Origin of the sequence: Pseudomonas sp. A-R-19 (genome assembly GCF_019956575.1) — a bacterium.
Lineage (GTDB): Bacteria > Pseudomonadota > Gammaproteobacteria > Pseudomonadales > Pseudomonadaceae > Aquipseudomonas.
The window spans coordinates 1-15,578 of the sequence record NZ_JAHBDR010000088.1 but is presented as its reverse complement, the minus strand read 5'-3'; the positions used below and the strand labels follow the sequence as shown (position 1 = coordinate 15,578).

The following is a 15,578-nucleotide window of genomic DNA, read 5'->3' as shown; positions in this document are numbered from 1 at the left end:
GAGCATTTCGAAGATGGCAAAACCTCCGTTCAGCATCGTTCTGGTGAATTACAAAACCCTTGATTTGACCAGGATCTGCCTGGACCTGTTACGCGAGCCTGCACGAAAAGCCGGAATCCCGGTCTGGGTGGTCGATAACGATTCGGCGGACGCCAGCAGCGAGTATTTGCGCTCACTCGACTGGATCAACCTGATCGAACGCGACGCCCCCAGCAAAGAGCCGGGCCACATCGCCCATGGCAAGGCGCTGGACATGGCACTGGCCAGGGTCAATACCGACTATCTGTTCCTGATGCACACCGACACCTTCGTCTTCGATGCAGACGTCTTCGCGATGATGTTGGACCACTGCACCAGGGATCGAAAGGTCATCGCGGTCGGCTGCACCGAGCAACTCAATCGCGGCTTGCCAAGGACTGTCTGGCGCTTCAGCTCACGCTTCGCCAAGCACCATTTCCGCCGCCTGAAACTGTCCCTGGGCCTGCGTTCAAAAGAACCGAAACCCTACACCGAGACTTACCTGAAAAGCTTCTGCACCCTGTGGAATTGCAAGCTGATGAAGCAACAGGGTTTGCATTTCCAGATCGATGATCGTGTGCCCGGTTATGAGCTGCAAGACCGCGTGATCAACCTTGGCTATAAGGTCATGTTTCTTTCGCCCGGCAAGATCTTCAAGTACCTGGATCACGTGCAGGCCGGCACCGTTGCTGCCGCTGGAGGATATGGCCAGGGTCATCGGCGGACAAAGATGTACCAGGACATTCTCAAGCGCTTCGGTGCCGCCAACACCTCGATGTCTTGAACTAACCTGCGCCCTCAAAAAAGCCCACCGACCGTCGCCGATTCAGTGGGCTTTTTCACATCAGGCTAAAAATCTGGGGCCTTTGGATGTGATCACGGTCCCTTGTAGGAGCCGGCTTGCTGGCGATGGTCGTTAACGATGACGCGTGTGAACTGGATAAACGCACTGCACTTGAGTCCATCGCCGGCAAGCCGGCTCCTACAGGTATTGCGTTATCTGCTTTTCCCGGGATTGCGTAAGGAACCATACAAAAAAGCCCACTGACCGTCGCCGGTTCAGTGGGCTTTTTTGCATCAGGTTCACTGGTTCATGATGAACGTCGCCAGGCTTTTCAGATCCTCCGGGCTCAACTGCGCGAACGGCGGCATGGGCACATCCCCCCACTTTCCGCTACCGCCGTGCTGGATGCTGGACATAAGTCGGTCCATTGCCTGCGGGTCCTTGGCATATTTGGCCGCCACATCGCGGTAGGCCGGGCCGACGACCTTGTGATCGATCGCGTGGCAGGACAGGCAGGCGTTGTTCTGCAACAAGGCCTTGGCGTCGACTTTTGCCACAGCCACCTCCGGGGGCTGGGCCGCCGGGACGTTCGAGGCAGCCTGAACATCGGCATCATTGACCTTCGCACTGCCGTAGGTCACCGCCAGGTACGCGCCAATAACACTCACATCCTGGTCGCTGATCGGCGCACCGTATACATGCTGCATCTTGCCCGCTTCAGCGGTCCACTGCGCCAGGCTCAGGCCTGGCGGCTGGAAGTTGATGTAATCGGCCGAATGGCAGACCGAACACTTCTGCTGCGCCAAAGCGTAACCAGGCATCGTGCTGGGCTTGAACGCCGCCGTTTCGGGCGGCAACGTGATCGAAAGCGGCGCTGCACTGGCCAGGGTGGCCAAACCAACCTGAGCCGCGCAGAGCAAGGTGGTCATGAATTTAATGAGTTTCATGCGGCCCTCCTCAGGCGACGGTCACGTGGGTGGTTTCGACGACGTGACGGCGGTAGCCCGCGGGGTTCCAGTCGGCCTGCAGCGGTTGCGTCTCGCCCGCACTGTTGCTCGCTCGCACCATCAGCGGTGTGGCGCCCTTGCTGGTCAAGGTGATCGGCAGTGTCCATTGACGAAAGGAGAAACGGCCAAGGTCCTGCCCGAGCGCGGCTTCGCGCCAGGTTTTTCCGCCGTCGATCGATAGCTCAACCTTGTTGACCCCAACGCCTCCGTCAAACGCAATGCCCTTGAGCACCAGGCTTTTGTTCAGCGGCAATACATCACCGTGTTTGACGCTGGTGATGAAACTGCGTACCGGCAATTTCGAAATTGGCTGGGTTTTCGCCGCCGTGGTGCCGGGCGCGATGCAGAAACAATCGTTGTCCGGAACCCGGTAACCCTTGGCCATGAAAAAACCGTCGTAGGTCGTGTCGACGACTTCGATCTCACTCAGGTGCTTGACCCAGTACGTGCCGAAATAGCCTGGCACCACCAGCCGAATCGGGTAACCGTTGAGAAACGGCAGGTCTGTGCCGTTCATGGACCAGGCGATCATCGGCTCGCCGTCCATGGCATGGCTGATGTCCAGCGCCTTGATGAACTCTGGTGTGCTCGACAGCACGGGTTTGTCCAGCCCACGGAAAGTCACTTGCGCGGCGCTGGCTTTCACACCCGCCTTTTCCAATACCGCCTTGAGCGGTACCCCTACCCATCGCGCATTGCCCATCGAGCCATTGCCCAACTGGGCGCCGAACACCCGCGGCATCGAGAAGCCACGGCTGTTGCCCGAACACTGATTGACCGCCACCACTTCCACCGGCTCGGCAAGGGCCTTGAGTTCGGCGAGGGAAAGCGACAGCGGCGTGTCGACCGAGCCCTTGATCGTCAGGCGGTAGGTGTCGGGATCGATGCTGGTCGGAAAATTCGCCAGGTGGTAACGCACGAAAAATGCGTCATTGGGCGTGATCGGCCCTTCGTTGAACACCGGGAACGGCGTCTCCAGGTGCGGCGGGCGCGTGGTCACCAGGGTCAATGGGCGCTTCTGCGGGTATTGCACTAGCGGGCGTGGGCCTGCGGCAAAGGTCACTTCTTCCGCGCTTTCATCGGCTGCCCTGGCGAGGTTTGCCAAAGGCGAGGCCGCCACGGCCAGCGTGAATGCATCGCGTAAAACCCGCCGGCGGCTCGGCTGGCGGCTGTCTAAAAAACTGAACTTCATTCTGCGCTCTCTATGATTGTTTTATTGAGATGCAACTGACAGTCCCTTGTCAGGGTGAAGAGGCATCGGCCTTTTTGTGCCAGTGCGGTTTCGCTGTACTGTTCGACGTCGGAGAGCCAACCAGTATCGACACGTGCAAGCGGGCTGCTTCACATTGGGCGTCAGAGACTTGGCAATTGATGACAGGGGGCTATGTTGCGTTCTTCTGTAGGAGCGAGCCTGCTCGCGAAGATCGTCAACGAAAACGCGTAAATCGGGTAAAACGCAGTGCATTGGAGTTTTTCGCGAGCAGGCTCGCTCCTACAGGGAATCCGGGGTATTTCGAGCGCGGTCACGGTCCCTTGTAGGAGCCGGCTTGCCGGCGATGGTCGTTAACGATAACGCGTGTGAAATGGATAAACGCGGCGCACTTGAGTCCATCGCCAGCAAGCCGGCTCCTACAGGTGTTGCGTTATCTGTCTTTCCCGGGATTGCGTGAAGAACCACAAAAAAGCCCACTGACCGTCGCCGGTTCAGTGGGCTTTTTCGTATCAGGCGTCTGGTTACAGAGCCATATCACTCGCAGCATTAGCCTTCGGTGCTTTCGCATTGGTATCGACAGTAACCGGAGTCACAGCCGGCGCGATCACCGCGGGTGGCGGAGTCAGTTCCAGCACCTTGGCGGTGTAGGCCCACTCCTCGGCAACCTTCTCAGGACTGCCGTTCAGCTGGGTGCCGTAGCTCGGTACGATCTGGTGCAGTTTTGCCTGCCACTCAGGGCTCGCGACCTTGTCCTTGAACACTTTCTGCAGCACGGTCAGCATGATCGGTGCGGCGGTCGAAGCGCCTGGGGAGGCGCCCAGCAGGCCGGCGATGCTGCCGTCTTGCGAAGCGACGATTTCGGTGCCCAGTTTCAGCACGCCACCGGCGGCTTCGTCACGCTTGATGATCTGCACGCGCTGGCCGGCTTGCCACAGGCGCCAGTCTTCAGCCTTGGCGTTCGGGAAGTATTCCTTCAGGGCGTTCATGCGGTCTTCGTCAGACAGCATAAGCTGGCCTGCCAAGTACTCGACCAGCGGGTATTCCTTGATGCCGACCTTGGTCATTGGCCACACGTTGTGCGTGGTGGTGGTGGTCAGCAGGTCGAGGTACGAACCTTCTTTGAGGAACTTGGTGCTGAAGGTCGCGAATGGGCCAAACAGGATCACGCGCTTGCCATCCAGCACGCGGGTGTCCAGGTGCGGAACCGACATCGGCGGTGCGCCAACGGAGGCTTTACCGTAGGCCTTGGCCAGGTGTTGTTCGGCGATGGTCGGGTTCTCGGTCACGAGGAACGAGCCGCCTACCGGGAAGCCTGCGTATTCACGGGCTTCAGGAATGCCGGACTTCTGCAGCAGGTGCAGGGCACCGCCGCCGGCGCCGATGAACACGAACTTGGCGTCGGTTTCGGTCTTGCTGCCGTCTTTCAGGTTTTTGTAGCTGACGCGCCAGCTGCCGTCTTCGTTCTTGGTGATGTCCTGCACTTCGCTGGACAGCTTCAAGTCGAACTTCGGCGTGGTTTGCAGGTGCGCAACGAACTGACGCGTGATTTCGCCGAAGTTCACGTCGGTGCCGATCGGGCTCCAGGTGGCTGCGATTTTCTGGTTCGGGTCACGCCCTTCCATCATCAGCGGCACCCACTGCTTGATCACAGCCGGGTCTTCGGAGTACTGCATGCCGGCGAACAGCGGGCTCGCTTGCAGGGCGTCGTAGCGTTTTTTCAGGAACTTGATGTTGTCATCGCCCCACACGAAGCTCATGTGCGGCGTGGAGTTGATGAACGAACGCGGGTTCTTCAGCACGCCTTGCTGGACCTGCCAGGCCCAGAACTGGCGGGAGATCTGGAAGGCTTCGTTGATTTCAACGGCCTTCGGGATCGAGACCTTGCCGTTCTCGTCTTCCGGGGTGTAGTTCAGCTCGGCCAGGGCGGAGTGACCGGTACCGGCATTGTTCCAGCCGTTGGAGCTTTCCTGGGCGACGCCGTCGAGGCGCTCGATCATCTGCATCGAGGTAGCAGGCTCCAGCTCATTGAGCCAGACACCGAGGGTTGCGCTCATGATGCCGCCGCCAATCAGCAGCACATCGACTTTCTTTGTCTCTTCCGCGTGGACGGAAGTCATCCCCATCGACAAAGCCAGCCCCAGCAGGGCCGTGTTCACTTTTTTAAACATCTGTTGCACCTATGATAAAACGCCATCCGCCCTTCCATCCTCACGCGCTCAGCCCCATGTTTCACGGCAGTCACGGGTGCGGCACTCAAGGATTGCAGGGTGGGCACACAAGGCCGACGAACCGCATCGACCCCAGTTTAATGTCCCTTCTGAACTGACTTTTTATCTTTATTGGCTTCAGCTACTTGAGCGACAGTGATTCCGTCGGCACGTCTTGAGGACATGCAAACTGAATAGGTCAAACCAAGTTGGCGCAAAGAATATCACGACAAGGCTTACCCGCGCGTCTGTTCGCGACTGCCTGGTCCGCTCACTGCTGGATCTGTAGGAGCCGGCCTGCCGGCGATAGCGGTCTTGGGCCGTGTATCGATCGTTCGGGCGCCATCGCTGGCAAGCCAGCTCCTACAGGGTGACGGCGGATCGGCGACTATACTCAGTGGTCTTCAGATGAGCCGGTGAGGACAAGTCATGAGCGACAAAGACGATCTGCGCAAGTACTCCTCTCAAGTGATCGACGGCGTAGAGGCCGCGCCGGCACGCGCCATGCTGCGCGCCGTGGGCTTCACTGACGCCGACTTCCAGAAGCCGCAGGTCGGCATCGCCTCGACCTGGGCCATGGTCACGCCCTGCAACATGCACATCGACAAGCTGGCGCTCGAAGCCGAAAAAGGCGCGAATGCCGCGGGCGCCAAGGGTGTGATCTTCAACACCATCACCATTTCCGACGGCATCGCCAACGGCACCGAAGGCATGAAGTATTCGCTGGTGTCCCGCGAGGTGATCGCCGACTCCATTGAAGTGGTGGTCGGTTGCGAGGGTTTCGACGGCCTGGTGACCATCGGCGGTTGCGACAAGAACATGCCGGGCTGCCTGATCGGCATGGCACGACTGAATCGCCCGTCGATCTTTGTCTATGGCGGCACCATCCAGCCGGGTGCCGGGCATACCGACATCATTTCCGTGTTCGAGGCCGTGGGCCAGCACGCGCGCGGCGATATCAGCGAGATCCAGGTCAAGCAGATCGAGGAAGTGGCGATTCCCGGTCCCGGTTCCTGTGGCGGCATGTACACCGCCAACACCATGGCCTCGGCCATCGAGGCACTGGGCATGAGCCTGCCCGGCTCCAGTTCCCAGGATGCCATTGGCGGCGACAAGGCCTCGGACAGTTTCCGCGCAGGCCAGCAGGTCATGGAGTTGCTCAAGCTCGACCTCAAGCCTCGGGACATCATGACCCGCAAAGCCTTCGAGAATGCCATCCGCGTGGTGATCGCCCTCGCCGGCTCGACCAACGCCGTGCTGCATCTGCTGGCCATGGCCAATGCGGTGGATGTCGAACTGACCCTGGATGACTTCGTCGAACTGGGCAAGATCTCGCCGGTGGTCGCCGACCTGCGCCCCAGCGGCAAGTACATGATGAGCGAGCTGGTGGCCATCGGCGGCATTCAACCACTGATGAAACGCATGCTCGATGCCGGCATGTTGCACGGCGATGCGCTGACCGTCACCGGCCAGACCCTGGCGGAAAACCTCGCCAGCGTGCCCGACTACCCGGCCGGCCAGGACGTGATCCGGCCGTTCGACCAGCCGATCAAAAAGGATTCCCACCTGGTCATCCTGCGCGGCAATCTCTCGCCCACCGGCGCCGTGGCCAAGATCACCGGCAAGGAAGGCTTGCGCTTCGAAGGCACGGCCCGGGTCTATCACGGCGAGGAAGGTGCGCTGGCCGGCATTCTCAACGGCGAGGTGCAGCCCGGCGAAGTGATCGTGATCCGCTACGAAGGGCCCAAGGGCGGGCCGGGCATGCGCGAAATGCTCTCGCCGACGTCGGCGGTCATGGGCAAGGGGCTGGGCAAGGACGTGGCGCTGATCACCGATGGGCGTTTTTCCGGTGGCTCACATGGTTTCGTGGTGGGACATATCACGCCGGAAGCCTTTGAGGGCGGGCCGATTGCGCTGGTCGAGAATGGCGACAGGATCATCATCGATGCTGAAACACGGCAGATTACCGTGGATGTCTCCGATGCCGTGTTGGCCGAGCGCAAGGGCCGTTGGGTGCGGCCGGAATCGAAATACAAGCGCGGGGTGCTGGCCAAATATGCGAAGACGGTGTCCAGTGCTTCGGAGGGGGCTGTGACGGATAAGTACCTTTAGCCCGTCGTTTTGCATTGCCGGGTCTGCCGCCTTCGCGAGCAAGCCCGCTCCCACATTCGACGGTGTTCTACCATGAGAACGCGGTCAATTGTGGGAGCGGGCTTGCTCGCGAAGAGGCCATTACAAACAGCAAATCTCTTAAATCAGTACATCAACCTCACAGCCGAAACCGATCCACCGACTGCGACAACTGCCCCGCCAGGCTCGACAACTCATCGGTGGTCGAAGCCGTCTGCCCGATCACCTTGCTGTTGCCTTCGGACATGCCGGCAATCATCTCCACCTGATGGGCGATTTCGTTGCTGGCCAGGCTTTGTTCGCCGATGGTGCGGCTGATGTCATTGACCAGTTGCGTGGTGTGCAGCGTGGCCTCGAGGATCTCGCGGATGGCGCGCTCGACGTCGGCCGTCACCGCCATGCCCTTGTCGACCTGGGCCACGCCCTCCTCCATGCTGATCACCGCCTCGCGGGTGCTTTGCTGGATGCGTGTGACCATGCTGGCGATTTCCTGGGTGGACGCGCTGGTGCGCCCCGCCAGACTGCGAACCTCATCGGCCACCACGGCAAAACCGCGTCCCTGCTCGCCGGCGCGGGCGGCTTCGATGGCGGCGTTGAGTGCCAGCAGGTTGGTCTGGTCGGCGATGCCCTTGATCACCTGGATGATGTTGAAAATCCCTTCGGACTCCTTGTCCAGCGTACGAATCACCTGGGCCGACTGCTGCGCCGACCGCGCGATGCCGTCCATGTCGCTGACCACCTGATGGATCACACGGCCACCGTCCTTGGCCAGCGATTCTGCCTGGTTGGCCATGTCCAGCGCCCGCTCGGCGTGCCGGGTGATTTCCTCGATGCTCGCGGTCATTTCGCTGGCGGCCGCAGCCATGGTGCTGGCTGCCGCGCTTTGCTGCTGGCTGCTGCCGGCCACTTCATGGCAGCCGTTGCTCAGTTGCTTGCTCATGCCGCTGACGCCGTGGGCATTGCTGCGCACGACCTCGATCATGCCGCGCAAGTCCCGTTGCATGGTCGCCAGGCTCCGGATCAATGCGCTGGCTTCATCATTGCGGGTGGGCTCGACGATCGGCTCGCTGAGGTTGCCATGGGCGATGCTCTCGGCAATGCGGCTGGCGGTTTGCAGCGGGCCCATGATGCTCAGGATCGCCGAACGCCCCAGGGTCAGCAGCAGCAACAGGCTGGCGATCAACACGCCACCCTGGGTCAGGTTGGCGTTGCTGATCGCTTGCGCCGTGCCCTGGCTGGTCTGTTGCGTATCGCGTTCGATCAACTCGCTGAGGGCGGCCATCTGGTCTTCCAGCTGGCTGAAGGCGCTGTTGAAACTGCCCACTTCCTGTTGCGCGGCTTCCGGGTTCTCCAGCGCCAGCCCGGCGATGCGCTCGGCGGAGCTGATGTAGGTGTCGAGGCTGGGCTTGATCTTGTTCAGGCCGGCCTTGATGGTGTCGTTGACCGGCAGCTTGAGGTTTTCCCCGAGCACTTCGCGAAAGCGCTGGGCGTGCTCTTCGATGGAATTGCGCACCTCGGCTTTGCTGCTGGTGCTTTTGTTCAAGCCTACCAACATGGCCGACAGCACGTCGGCACGCAGCGCGTCGTGCATCATGTCGGCTTCGAGGTGATTGCGCAGCGCGGCCATGCTGACGTTGTTGTCGTCCACGGCCCCGGCCATCCGAGTGTTTCCCAGGTAACTGACCAGGCTCATGATCAACGCAGTGAGCAATCCGGTGCCGATCAGCAATATTAAACGCAGTTTTATGGACACTCTGTGGTTCCTCTCTGGCACGTTTGGCGGCAGGGTTTGCCCCGCGCGGATGGCTTCAAGAGGTTATCGACGGGATCGGGCAGTAATTGAAGACTACCCCCACAAATTGTTGTTTTTGCGACATGCGGTCGTCATCGGTTGTTTCTGCGCCATGCCGCGCACGGACACCAGCACCAGGGTGGCACAGGCACCGAGCACTGCGATGGCCATGTCCTTTTGCGAGTCCCACGGATCGTTTTGCGCGCCGACGAAGGCGTTCGCCGTGTCATTGCCCAGGAAAGCCCCGCCGATCCACTCCACCAACTCGTACAGGGCGGAGGTCGACAGCATGATATTCAGGGTCACGAAAAACAGCCAGAACCCGCGCAGCGGCGTCAGGCGCCACAGGACTTCGCGCACCGGATAAGCCAGCAGCAGCCCGTAGCTGAAATGCACCAGTCGGTCGTAGTGATTGCGATGGATACCGGACGCGTGCTCGAAACTGAAGCCCAACCACGTCGAAGACCAGTGTTCGTAAGGCACCAGGGAATAGGTGTAGTGGGCGCCCAATTCATGCACGCACAGAAACGCAAACACCAGCGTGATCGACGTCGCCGACAAACGGAACCGGCGAGCAACCGCCACCAGCGTCCCCACCAGCAACAGCACCAGCAGGTTTTCCAGCGCCCAGTCCACCCGGCTGCGGGGGGAAAAACCCGACACCACGACGATCAGCAGAAACACCATCAGCAACGTCAGGTCGTACCGTGAATGTTGGCTGGACTGCATGGCTTGAGCTCCTCGAAGGCTGGACAATGGCCCTTTCAGTTCGAGGAAAAGCTTTCGCGCAAAGTTCGTTTTTTCCGATGAGCCGACGACCTTCTGGCGACACAGACCCTGTGGGAGCGGGCTTGCTCGCGAAGAGGCCATGTCAGCCGACATCACCGTTGAATGACACAACGCTTTCGCGAGCAAGCCCGCTCCCACAAGGGGGCTGTGTGGGTCAGTTACCCTTCCACTCCCTCGGGCTCAGCCCGGTCTTGCGCCGAAACGCCCGGGCCAGCGCCGAGGGGCTTTCGTAGCCGACTTCCTCGGCGATCAGCGCAATCGGCCGGCCCTCGCGCAAGCGTTTCTGCGCCAGGCTGATGCGCCAGCTCACCAGGTAATCCACCGGCGTCTGCCCGACCACTCGGCGAAAGTGCTCGGCGAAACTGGCCCGCGACATGTTGGCGGCGACCGAGAGTTCGGCCACGCTCCAGGCCTTGGCCGGGGTTTCATGCATCAGGCTCAGGGGCCGCGCCAGGCGCGCATCGGCGAGGCCGGCCATCATGCCCGGCTGCTGGCCAGTGCTGCTCAGGATGTGCCGCAGCAACAGGATCACCAGCAGTTCGAACAAGCGATCCATCACCGCTTCACGCCCGCAGGTACCGTCGAACGCCTCGTTGAACAGCCATTCCAGGGTCCCGGCCAGGCTCGGCATCTCATCGAGCTTGAGCACCAGGTAATCCGGCAGCGCCGCCGCCAGGGCGTTGCCCGCACCGCCGTCGAAGTCCAGGGTCGCGCAGACCAGTTGCGTGCCGGATGCTTGCGACGCGAACAGGCGATGTCGATAAGGCCGGGGGAAAAAGATCAGGCTCGGTTCGCTCAGTTGCAGATCCGGCTGCTCGCCCATCTTGAGCAGCAGTTCACCGGCCTGCAGCAGGTGCAAATGACCGCTGGCCTGCTGGCCGTCGTAGGCGGCGGTGCCGCAAAACGTGCCGCTGTGAAAGGTGCCGGCATTGACGCCGAAGTGAGTGAGCAACGTCGACAAGCGATCCATGACAGGCTCCCGGAAGCAGTTCTGGACGATCTGTCGCATATCCTCGACGATTTGCACCCAACAAGCCAGATGCTGCCCCTAACATCAGCGCCGTACCCAGCGCATACCGCGCTTCACACTACGGAGTATCACCATGACCCGCATTGCCCCGATCAGCCTGGAACACGCCACCGACGCCACCCGCCCGCTGCTGGAAGGCGTGCAGAAGAAAATCGGCTTTCTGCCCAATGTGTTCGGGGTGCTGGCGAACGCCCCCGTCGCGCTGACCTCATACCTGCAAATTTCGGCAACCCTGGCCAAGACCTCCTTGAGCGCCACGGAAAAAGAAGCGGTGTTCCTTGCCACCTCGCAGGTCAACGGTTGCGACTACTGCGTGGCGGCTCACACATTCTTCGCCGACAAGGTCGGGCTGTCGCAGGAGGACATCCTCAGTGCACGACACGGCGAGCTCAACGCCATTGCCGCCCTCGCCCGCCAGATCACTGAAAGCCGTGGGCACCTGAGCGCCGAGCAACTCGCCGCCGCCCGTGCCGCCGGTATCGACGACGCCAAGATCATCGAAGTGATCGCCCATGTCGCTTCGCAGACGCTGACCAACTACCTGAACAATGCCGCGCTGACCGACATCGACTTCCCGGTTATCGAGGCCTGAGAAGATCGTTCAGTAAAACCAAGTCCAATGAGAACTTGTGGCGAGGGAGCTTGCTCCCGCTGGGCAGCGAAGCGGCCCCAAAACGGGGACTGCCATGCAGTCCAGCGGGAGCAAGCTCCCTCGCCACAAATGCAGTGTCACATCTGATTGATCGGAATCACCGGTCGGTCAGGTATTGGTTTTCAGCTTGGTCCACAAGCGCGTGCTGAGGCGTGCAATGGCTGCGGGCAAGTCCTCGACGGTAAACAGCTTGTCCATCACGGTTTTCGGCGGATAGATCGCCAGGTCCTGCTTCACCGCCGGGTCGACGAAGGCATCCGCCGCGCTGTTGGGGTTGGCGTAGTGGATGCTGTTGCTGATGTTGGCAATCACCTTCGGCTCCAGCAGGTAGTTCATGTAGGCGTAGCCGTTCTTCTCGTGCGGCGCGTTCTTGGGCATGACCACCATGTCCATCCACAAGGTGGAACCTTCATCCGGGATCGAGTAGGCAATATCGATCCCGTTCTTGGCTTCCCTGGCGCTGGCGGCGGCCTGCACGATATCGCCGTTGAAACCGATCACCGCGCAGACGTTGCCGTTGGCCAGGTCGCTGATGTACTTCGACGCATGGAAATACTGGACGTATGGCCGGATCTTCAGCAGCGCCTGCTCGGCTTTCTTGTAGTCGGCCGGTTCGTGGCTGTGGGGTGGCAGGCCCAGGTAATTGAGGGTGATCGGCAGGATTTGCGTCGGGTTGTCGATGATCGCCACGCCGCATTCGCTGAGTTTCTTGATGTTGTTCTCGTCGAAAAACAGGCTCCAGGAACGGGTGACGTCGGTATTGCCGAAGATCGCCTTGATCTTCTCGACGTTGTAGCCGATGCCGACCGTGCCCCACATGTAGGGGAAGCCGTACTGGTTGCCCGGATCGTTGACCTCAAGTTTTTTCATCAACGCCGGGTCGAGGTTTTTCCAGTTGGGCAACTGGCTCTTGTCGAGCTTCTGGATCGCGCCGGCCTTGATCAGGCGCGACAGGAAGTGGTTGGACGGGCTGACCACGTCATAGCCGGTGTTGCCGGTCATCAGCTTTGATTCCAGCACTTCGTTGCTGTCGTGGATGTCGTAGGTCGCCTTGATCCCGGTGTCCTTGTTGAAGTTGACCAGGGTGTCGTCGGCGATGTAGCCGTTCCAGTTGGAAATGTTGACGGTTTCGTCGGCATAGGTGGCGGCGGAAAACGTCGAGATCAGGGCCACAAGGGAAAGCGTATTGACGCGCATGTTGAATCACCTTCGATGGGAAGTGCTTTTGTTCTTGTTGTGAAGCGGGTGTTGTCAGATTTCGCTTCTGGCCCGGACCGTTTCCACGCGCATACGCAGCATGGTACCGATGTCGAGCAACGGCTTGGGCGGTAGCCAGCCGGGCTGTGCCCGTTCAATGACCGAGCGCAGCAGCGGTGAATCACGGCCCGAGGCCAGTTCCGCGAGCAAGCGGCCCCACAGCGTGCCGCGCGCCACTCCGGAGCCGTTGCACCCGGCCACGGCGAACACGCCCTCCTCGACTTTCGCAAAGTACGGTTGCCCGGAGCGCGAAGCACTGAGATGGCCGGTCCAGGTGTATTCGATGTCCTGCTCGCCGAGCATCGGAAAACGCCGTTGCAACCCCTGCACATGGTGCTGGCGGCGGGTCGCCAATTCGCCCAGGGACAAATCCCGCGAGCGGTATTCCGCGGTGTTGCGAATCATCACCCGGCGATCCGGGGTCAGGCGCACCGTGGCGCCCAGCGGCCGGGTCGACAGCACGCCCCAGGACGCGGGCGCACCCAGGGCTTGAAACTCTTGATCGCTGAGCGGCCGCGTGAGGCTGGCGCTGAGCTCCATCGCGAATGTGCCGCTGTCATCGATACCCGCACGAGGGATGAAGGCGTTCAGGCAGACCAAGACCTGTTTGGCCTCGACGCAGCCGTTTTGGCCCCGAGCGCGAATTCGGCCGTCGCCCAGGCGCTCGATACCGGTGATATCGGTGTTCTCATGGACCGTCACTGTCTGCGGCAAGGCATCGAGCAAGCCTTTCACATACTTGGCCGGTTGCAGCAGCGCATTGCCGTTACCGCACCAGATCCCGGCGCGATAGTGGCGGGTGCCGAGTTTCTCGATCAATGGCTCGCCTTGCAGAAACTGTGCGCTGGCGCCAACCGCACGCAGGGTCTGCAGCTTGGCCTCGACGTGGGTCAGCTTGCGTGGATCGCTGACGGCGAAGAAATAACCCGACTCCCTGAAGTCGCATTCGATGCCCAGCCGGGCGATCTGCTTGCGCACTTCATCGGCGGCGGCGCGGCCGATCGAGGTGTCCACTTGATAGCCGGCGAACCCTTCGCTGCCCAGCAACTCTCCGGTAGCTGGATGTTCGTGGGCCACCACAAACCCGGAATTGCGCGCCGATGCACCCTGCGCAGCCCGCTGGCGGTCAACCACCACAATGCGTGCCTGCGGATGCATTTGCGCAAGGGCGTGTGCGGCACTCAGCCCGGTGATGCCGGCGCCGATCACCAGCCAGTCGGCCTGTTGCGTGCCCTTTAGCGGCTCGCGCAGCGGTGAACTCCCCGCTTGCGCGATCCAGCCACAGATATTTTCCATGCGTCACCTCGTTTTCTTGTTCTGCGAACCGTGGCGAATCAACTGCTTTGCATGCATGATTCGCATGAGCGGTTTTCGATGACGGTAGCCATGACTAGAATTTAAAGGCTCCTCACAGGTACAACCAACGTTATTAAATCATCGAGGCATTCTGAAAACGCATGGAGAAGATTCGCCACGCGCCCTCGCTGCAGGGCTTGCAGGCCTTGGTTGAGGTTGCGGACTCGGGCAGCTTCACCCAGGCGGCGCAGAAGCTCTGCCTGACGCAAAGCGCCGTGAGCCGACAGATCCAGCAACTGGAGAGCCACTTCGACGTGCAGCTGTTTGTCAGGAGCAGTCGCAGCCTGCAACTGACCGCGGAGGGCGAACAGGTACTGGCCAGCGCCCGCAGCATCCTCGAACAGTTGCGCAGCCTCGAAGACCGGCTGGCGCCGCAAAAACGCCCGTTCCGCATTCGCATGCACGTGTCGTTGGCGGTGCGCTGGCTGCTGCCCAGGCTGAGCGATTTCTACCGGCATCACCCGGACGTCTCCCTGGCAATAGAAACCGTGGCCACCGAAGTGGTGGAGCCGGCCAGTGACAGCGACGCCTACATTCTCTATCTGCCTGAGCCGTCCACGGCGCCCGATTGCCTGACCCTGTTCGAGGAAGCGCTGGTGCCGGTGTGCGCGCCGGGCCTGGGCAGCCCGGGCAGGCCATTGGCGGCGCTGGAAGATTTGCCGGGGTACGCCTTGCTGCACCGCTCAAGCGACCAGAATGACTGGCAGGTCTGGCTGTCAGCCAACGGCGGCAAGGCGCTGCATGACTATCGGCACATCCCCTTCAACCTCGACGAACTGGCACTCGACGCCGCCGCCCGGGGCCTGGGCGTAGCGATGACCGACATGACCCTGGCCGGAGAGTCGATCCAGCGCGGCGAACTGGTGATTCCGTTCGGCGAACCGTTGAAGACCCGGGGGATTTACTCGCTGTGCCTGCAACCTTCGGCGGCATCGCATCCGGCCTGCGCACCGGTCATGCAATGGTTCACCGCACAAACCACTGCCTGACCCTCAATGTCGCCTGACACACCGCCTTCGCGAGCAAGCCCGCTCCCACAGGATTTGTGGGCATACGAAAATTCCGTGAACAACCGCAATTACGGTAGGAGCTGGCTTGCCAGCGATGAGGCCCTCACATTCAAAACCAATGTCGCCTGACACACCGCCTTCGCGAGCAAGCCCGCTCCCACAGGATTTGTGGGTATACGAAAATTCCGTGAACAACCGCAACTACTGTAGGAGCTGGCTTGCCAGCGATGAGGCCCTCACATTCAAAACCAATGTCGCCTGACACACCGCCTTCGCGAGCAAGCCCGCTCCCACAGGATTTGTGGGTATACGAAAATTCCGTGAACAACCGCA

12 protein-coding genes and 1 pseudogene are annotated in these 15,578 nt (G+C 60.9%); 4 read left to right on the top strand and 9 right to left on the bottom strand.

All coding sequences use genetic code 11. The features are described from left to right. The first annotated feature begins 13 nt into the window (after positions 1 to 13). Positions 14 to 802 carry a glycosyltransferase family 2 protein gene (locus tag KGA88_RS24990; protein WP_110662371.1) on the top strand — a complete coding sequence of 263 codons (789 nt, stop codon included), beginning with the start codon at positions 14 to 16 and terminating at the stop codon, positions 800 to 802. Between the two features lie 299 nt (positions 803 to 1,101). Here the strand turns inward: KGA88_RS24990 and KGA88_RS24985 are convergent, their stop codons facing one another. From KGA88_RS24985 to mqo, 3 genes are all read right to left on the bottom strand, one after another. Next, a complete protein-coding gene (locus tag KGA88_RS24985; RefSeq protein WP_223594902.1) occupies positions 1,102 to 1,749 on the bottom strand; it encodes a c-type cytochrome in 648 nt (215 codons plus the stop codon). A 10-nt stretch (positions 1,750 to 1,759) separates the two neighbouring features. Continuing rightward, the gene (locus KGA88_RS24980; RefSeq protein ID WP_110662369.1) at positions 1,760 to 3,001 is read right to left on the bottom strand and encodes a molybdopterin-dependent oxidoreductase; all 1,242 of its coding nucleotides are present in this window, start codon (positions 2,999 to 3,001) and stop codon (positions 1,760 to 1,762) included. A 542-nt stretch (positions 3,002 to 3,543) separates the two neighbouring features. After that, positions 3,544 to 5,190, bottom strand: a complete 1,647-nt coding sequence (gene mqo, locus KGA88_RS24975; protein ID WP_110659865.1) for a malate dehydrogenase (quinone) — start codon at positions 5,188 to 5,190, stop codon at positions 3,544 to 3,546. A gap of 468 nt (positions 5,191 to 5,658) precedes the next feature. On the opposite strand from mqo, the gene ilvD reads away from it, so the two are divergent. Then, positions 5,659 to 7,341: a dihydroxy-acid dehydratase gene (gene ilvD, locus KGA88_RS24970; protein ID WP_223594900.1), complete on the top strand. Its 1,683-nt coding sequence runs from the start codon at positions 5,659 to 5,661 to the stop codon at positions 7,339 to 7,341. 157 nt (positions 7,342 to 7,498) lie between these two features. Here the strand turns inward: ilvD and KGA88_RS31840 are convergent, their stop codons facing one another. The 4 genes and pseudogenes from KGA88_RS31840 to KGA88_RS24955 all read right to left on the bottom strand — a co-directional run bounded on the left by KGA88_RS31840 (position 7,499) and on the right by KGA88_RS24955 (position 10,910). Continuing rightward, positions 7,499 to 8,224, bottom strand: a complete 726-nt coding sequence (locus KGA88_RS31840; RefSeq protein WP_411740868.1) for a methyl-accepting chemotaxis protein — start codon at positions 8,222 to 8,224, stop codon at positions 7,499 to 7,501. A gap of 132 nt (positions 8,225 to 8,356) precedes the next feature. Beyond that, positions 8,357 to 9,112 (bottom strand): annotated as a pseudogene (locus tag KGA88_RS31835) (MCP four helix bundle domain-containing protein); the annotation flags it as partial. 93 nt (positions 9,113 to 9,205) lie between these two features. Further along, on the bottom strand, positions 9,206 to 9,880 hold the full coding sequence (locus KGA88_RS24960) for a DUF2238 domain-containing protein (RefSeq protein WP_110659862.1): 675 nt from the start codon (positions 9,878 to 9,880) through the stop codon (positions 9,206 to 9,208). Positions 9,881 to 10,094: 214 nt separating this feature from the next. Then, positions 10,095 to 10,910, bottom strand: coding sequence for an AraC family transcriptional regulator (locus tag KGA88_RS24955; protein WP_223594896.1), 816 nt, complete (start codon positions 10,908 to 10,910; stop codon positions 10,095 to 10,097). A 133-nt stretch (positions 10,911 to 11,043) separates the two neighbouring features. Between KGA88_RS24955 and KGA88_RS24950 the strand changes: the two genes are divergently transcribed. Then, positions 11,044 to 11,562 carry a carboxymuconolactone decarboxylase family protein gene (locus tag KGA88_RS24950; protein WP_110659860.1) on the top strand — a complete coding sequence of 173 codons (519 nt, stop codon included), beginning with the start codon at positions 11,044 to 11,046 and terminating at the stop codon, positions 11,560 to 11,562. 168 nt (positions 11,563 to 11,730) lie between these two features. Here KGA88_RS24950 and KGA88_RS24945 read toward each other — a convergent pair whose 3' ends face one another. Beyond that, positions 11,731 to 12,819: a polyamine ABC transporter substrate-binding protein gene (locus tag KGA88_RS24945; protein ID WP_223594890.1), complete on the bottom strand. Its 1,089-nt coding sequence runs from the start codon at positions 12,817 to 12,819 to the stop codon at positions 11,731 to 11,733. Positions 12,820 to 12,873: 54 nt separating this feature from the next. Continuing rightward, a complete protein-coding gene (locus KGA88_RS24940; protein ID WP_223594887.1) occupies positions 12,874 to 14,175 on the bottom strand; it encodes an NAD(P)/FAD-dependent oxidoreductase in 1,302 nt (433 codons plus the stop codon). Between the two features lie 161 nt (positions 14,176 to 14,336). Between KGA88_RS24940 and KGA88_RS24935 the strand changes: the two genes are divergently transcribed. Then, positions 14,337 to 15,224 carry a LysR substrate-binding domain-containing protein gene (locus KGA88_RS24935; RefSeq protein ID WP_223594885.1) on the top strand — a complete coding sequence of 296 codons (888 nt, stop codon included), beginning with the start codon at positions 14,337 to 14,339 and terminating at the stop codon, positions 15,222 to 15,224. Positions 15,225 to 15,578: the final 354 nt, after the last annotated feature.

Excerpts from the sequence above, each read along its gene's own strand:
- KGA88_RS24990 (WP_110662371.1), top strand. The coding sequence starts at position 14 with ATGGCAAAACCTCCGTTCAGCATCGTTCTGGTGAATTACAAAACCCTT.
- KGA88_RS24985 (WP_223594902.1), bottom strand. The coding sequence starts at position 1,749 with ATGAAACTCATTAAATTCATGACCACCTTGCTCTGCGCGGCTCAGGTT.
- KGA88_RS24980 (WP_110662369.1), bottom strand. The coding sequence starts at position 3,001 with ATGAAGTTCAGTTTTTTAGACAGCCGCCAGCCGAGCCGCCGGCGGGTT.
- mqo (WP_110659865.1), bottom strand. The coding sequence starts at position 5,190 with ATGTTTAAAAAAGTGAACACGGCCCTGCTGGGGCTGGCTTTGTCGATG.
- ilvD (WP_223594900.1), top strand. The coding sequence starts at position 5,659 with ATGAGCGACAAAGACGATCTGCGCAAGTACTCCTCTCAAGTGATCGAC.
- KGA88_RS31840 (WP_411740868.1), bottom strand. The coding sequence starts at position 8,224 with ATGGCTGCGGCCGCCAGCGAAATGACCGCGAGCATCGAGGAAATCACC.
- KGA88_RS24960 (WP_110659862.1), bottom strand. The coding sequence starts at position 9,880 with ATGCAGTCCAGCCAACATTCACGGTACGACCTGACGTTGCTGATGGTG.
- KGA88_RS24955 (WP_223594896.1), bottom strand. The coding sequence starts at position 10,910 with ATGGATCGCTTGTCGACGTTGCTCACTCACTTCGGCGTCAATGCCGGC.
- KGA88_RS24950 (WP_110659860.1), top strand. The coding sequence starts at position 11,044 with ATGACCCGCATTGCCCCGATCAGCCTGGAACACGCCACCGACGCCACC.
- KGA88_RS24945 (WP_223594890.1), bottom strand. The coding sequence starts at position 12,819 with ATGCGCGTCAATACGCTTTCCCTTGTGGCCCTGATCTCGACGTTTTCC.
- KGA88_RS24940 (WP_223594887.1), bottom strand. The coding sequence starts at position 14,175 with ATGGAAAATATCTGTGGCTGGATCGCGCAAGCGGGGAGTTCACCGCTG.
- KGA88_RS24935 (WP_223594885.1), top strand. The coding sequence starts at position 14,337 with ATGGAGAAGATTCGCCACGCGCCCTCGCTGCAGGGCTTGCAGGCCTTG.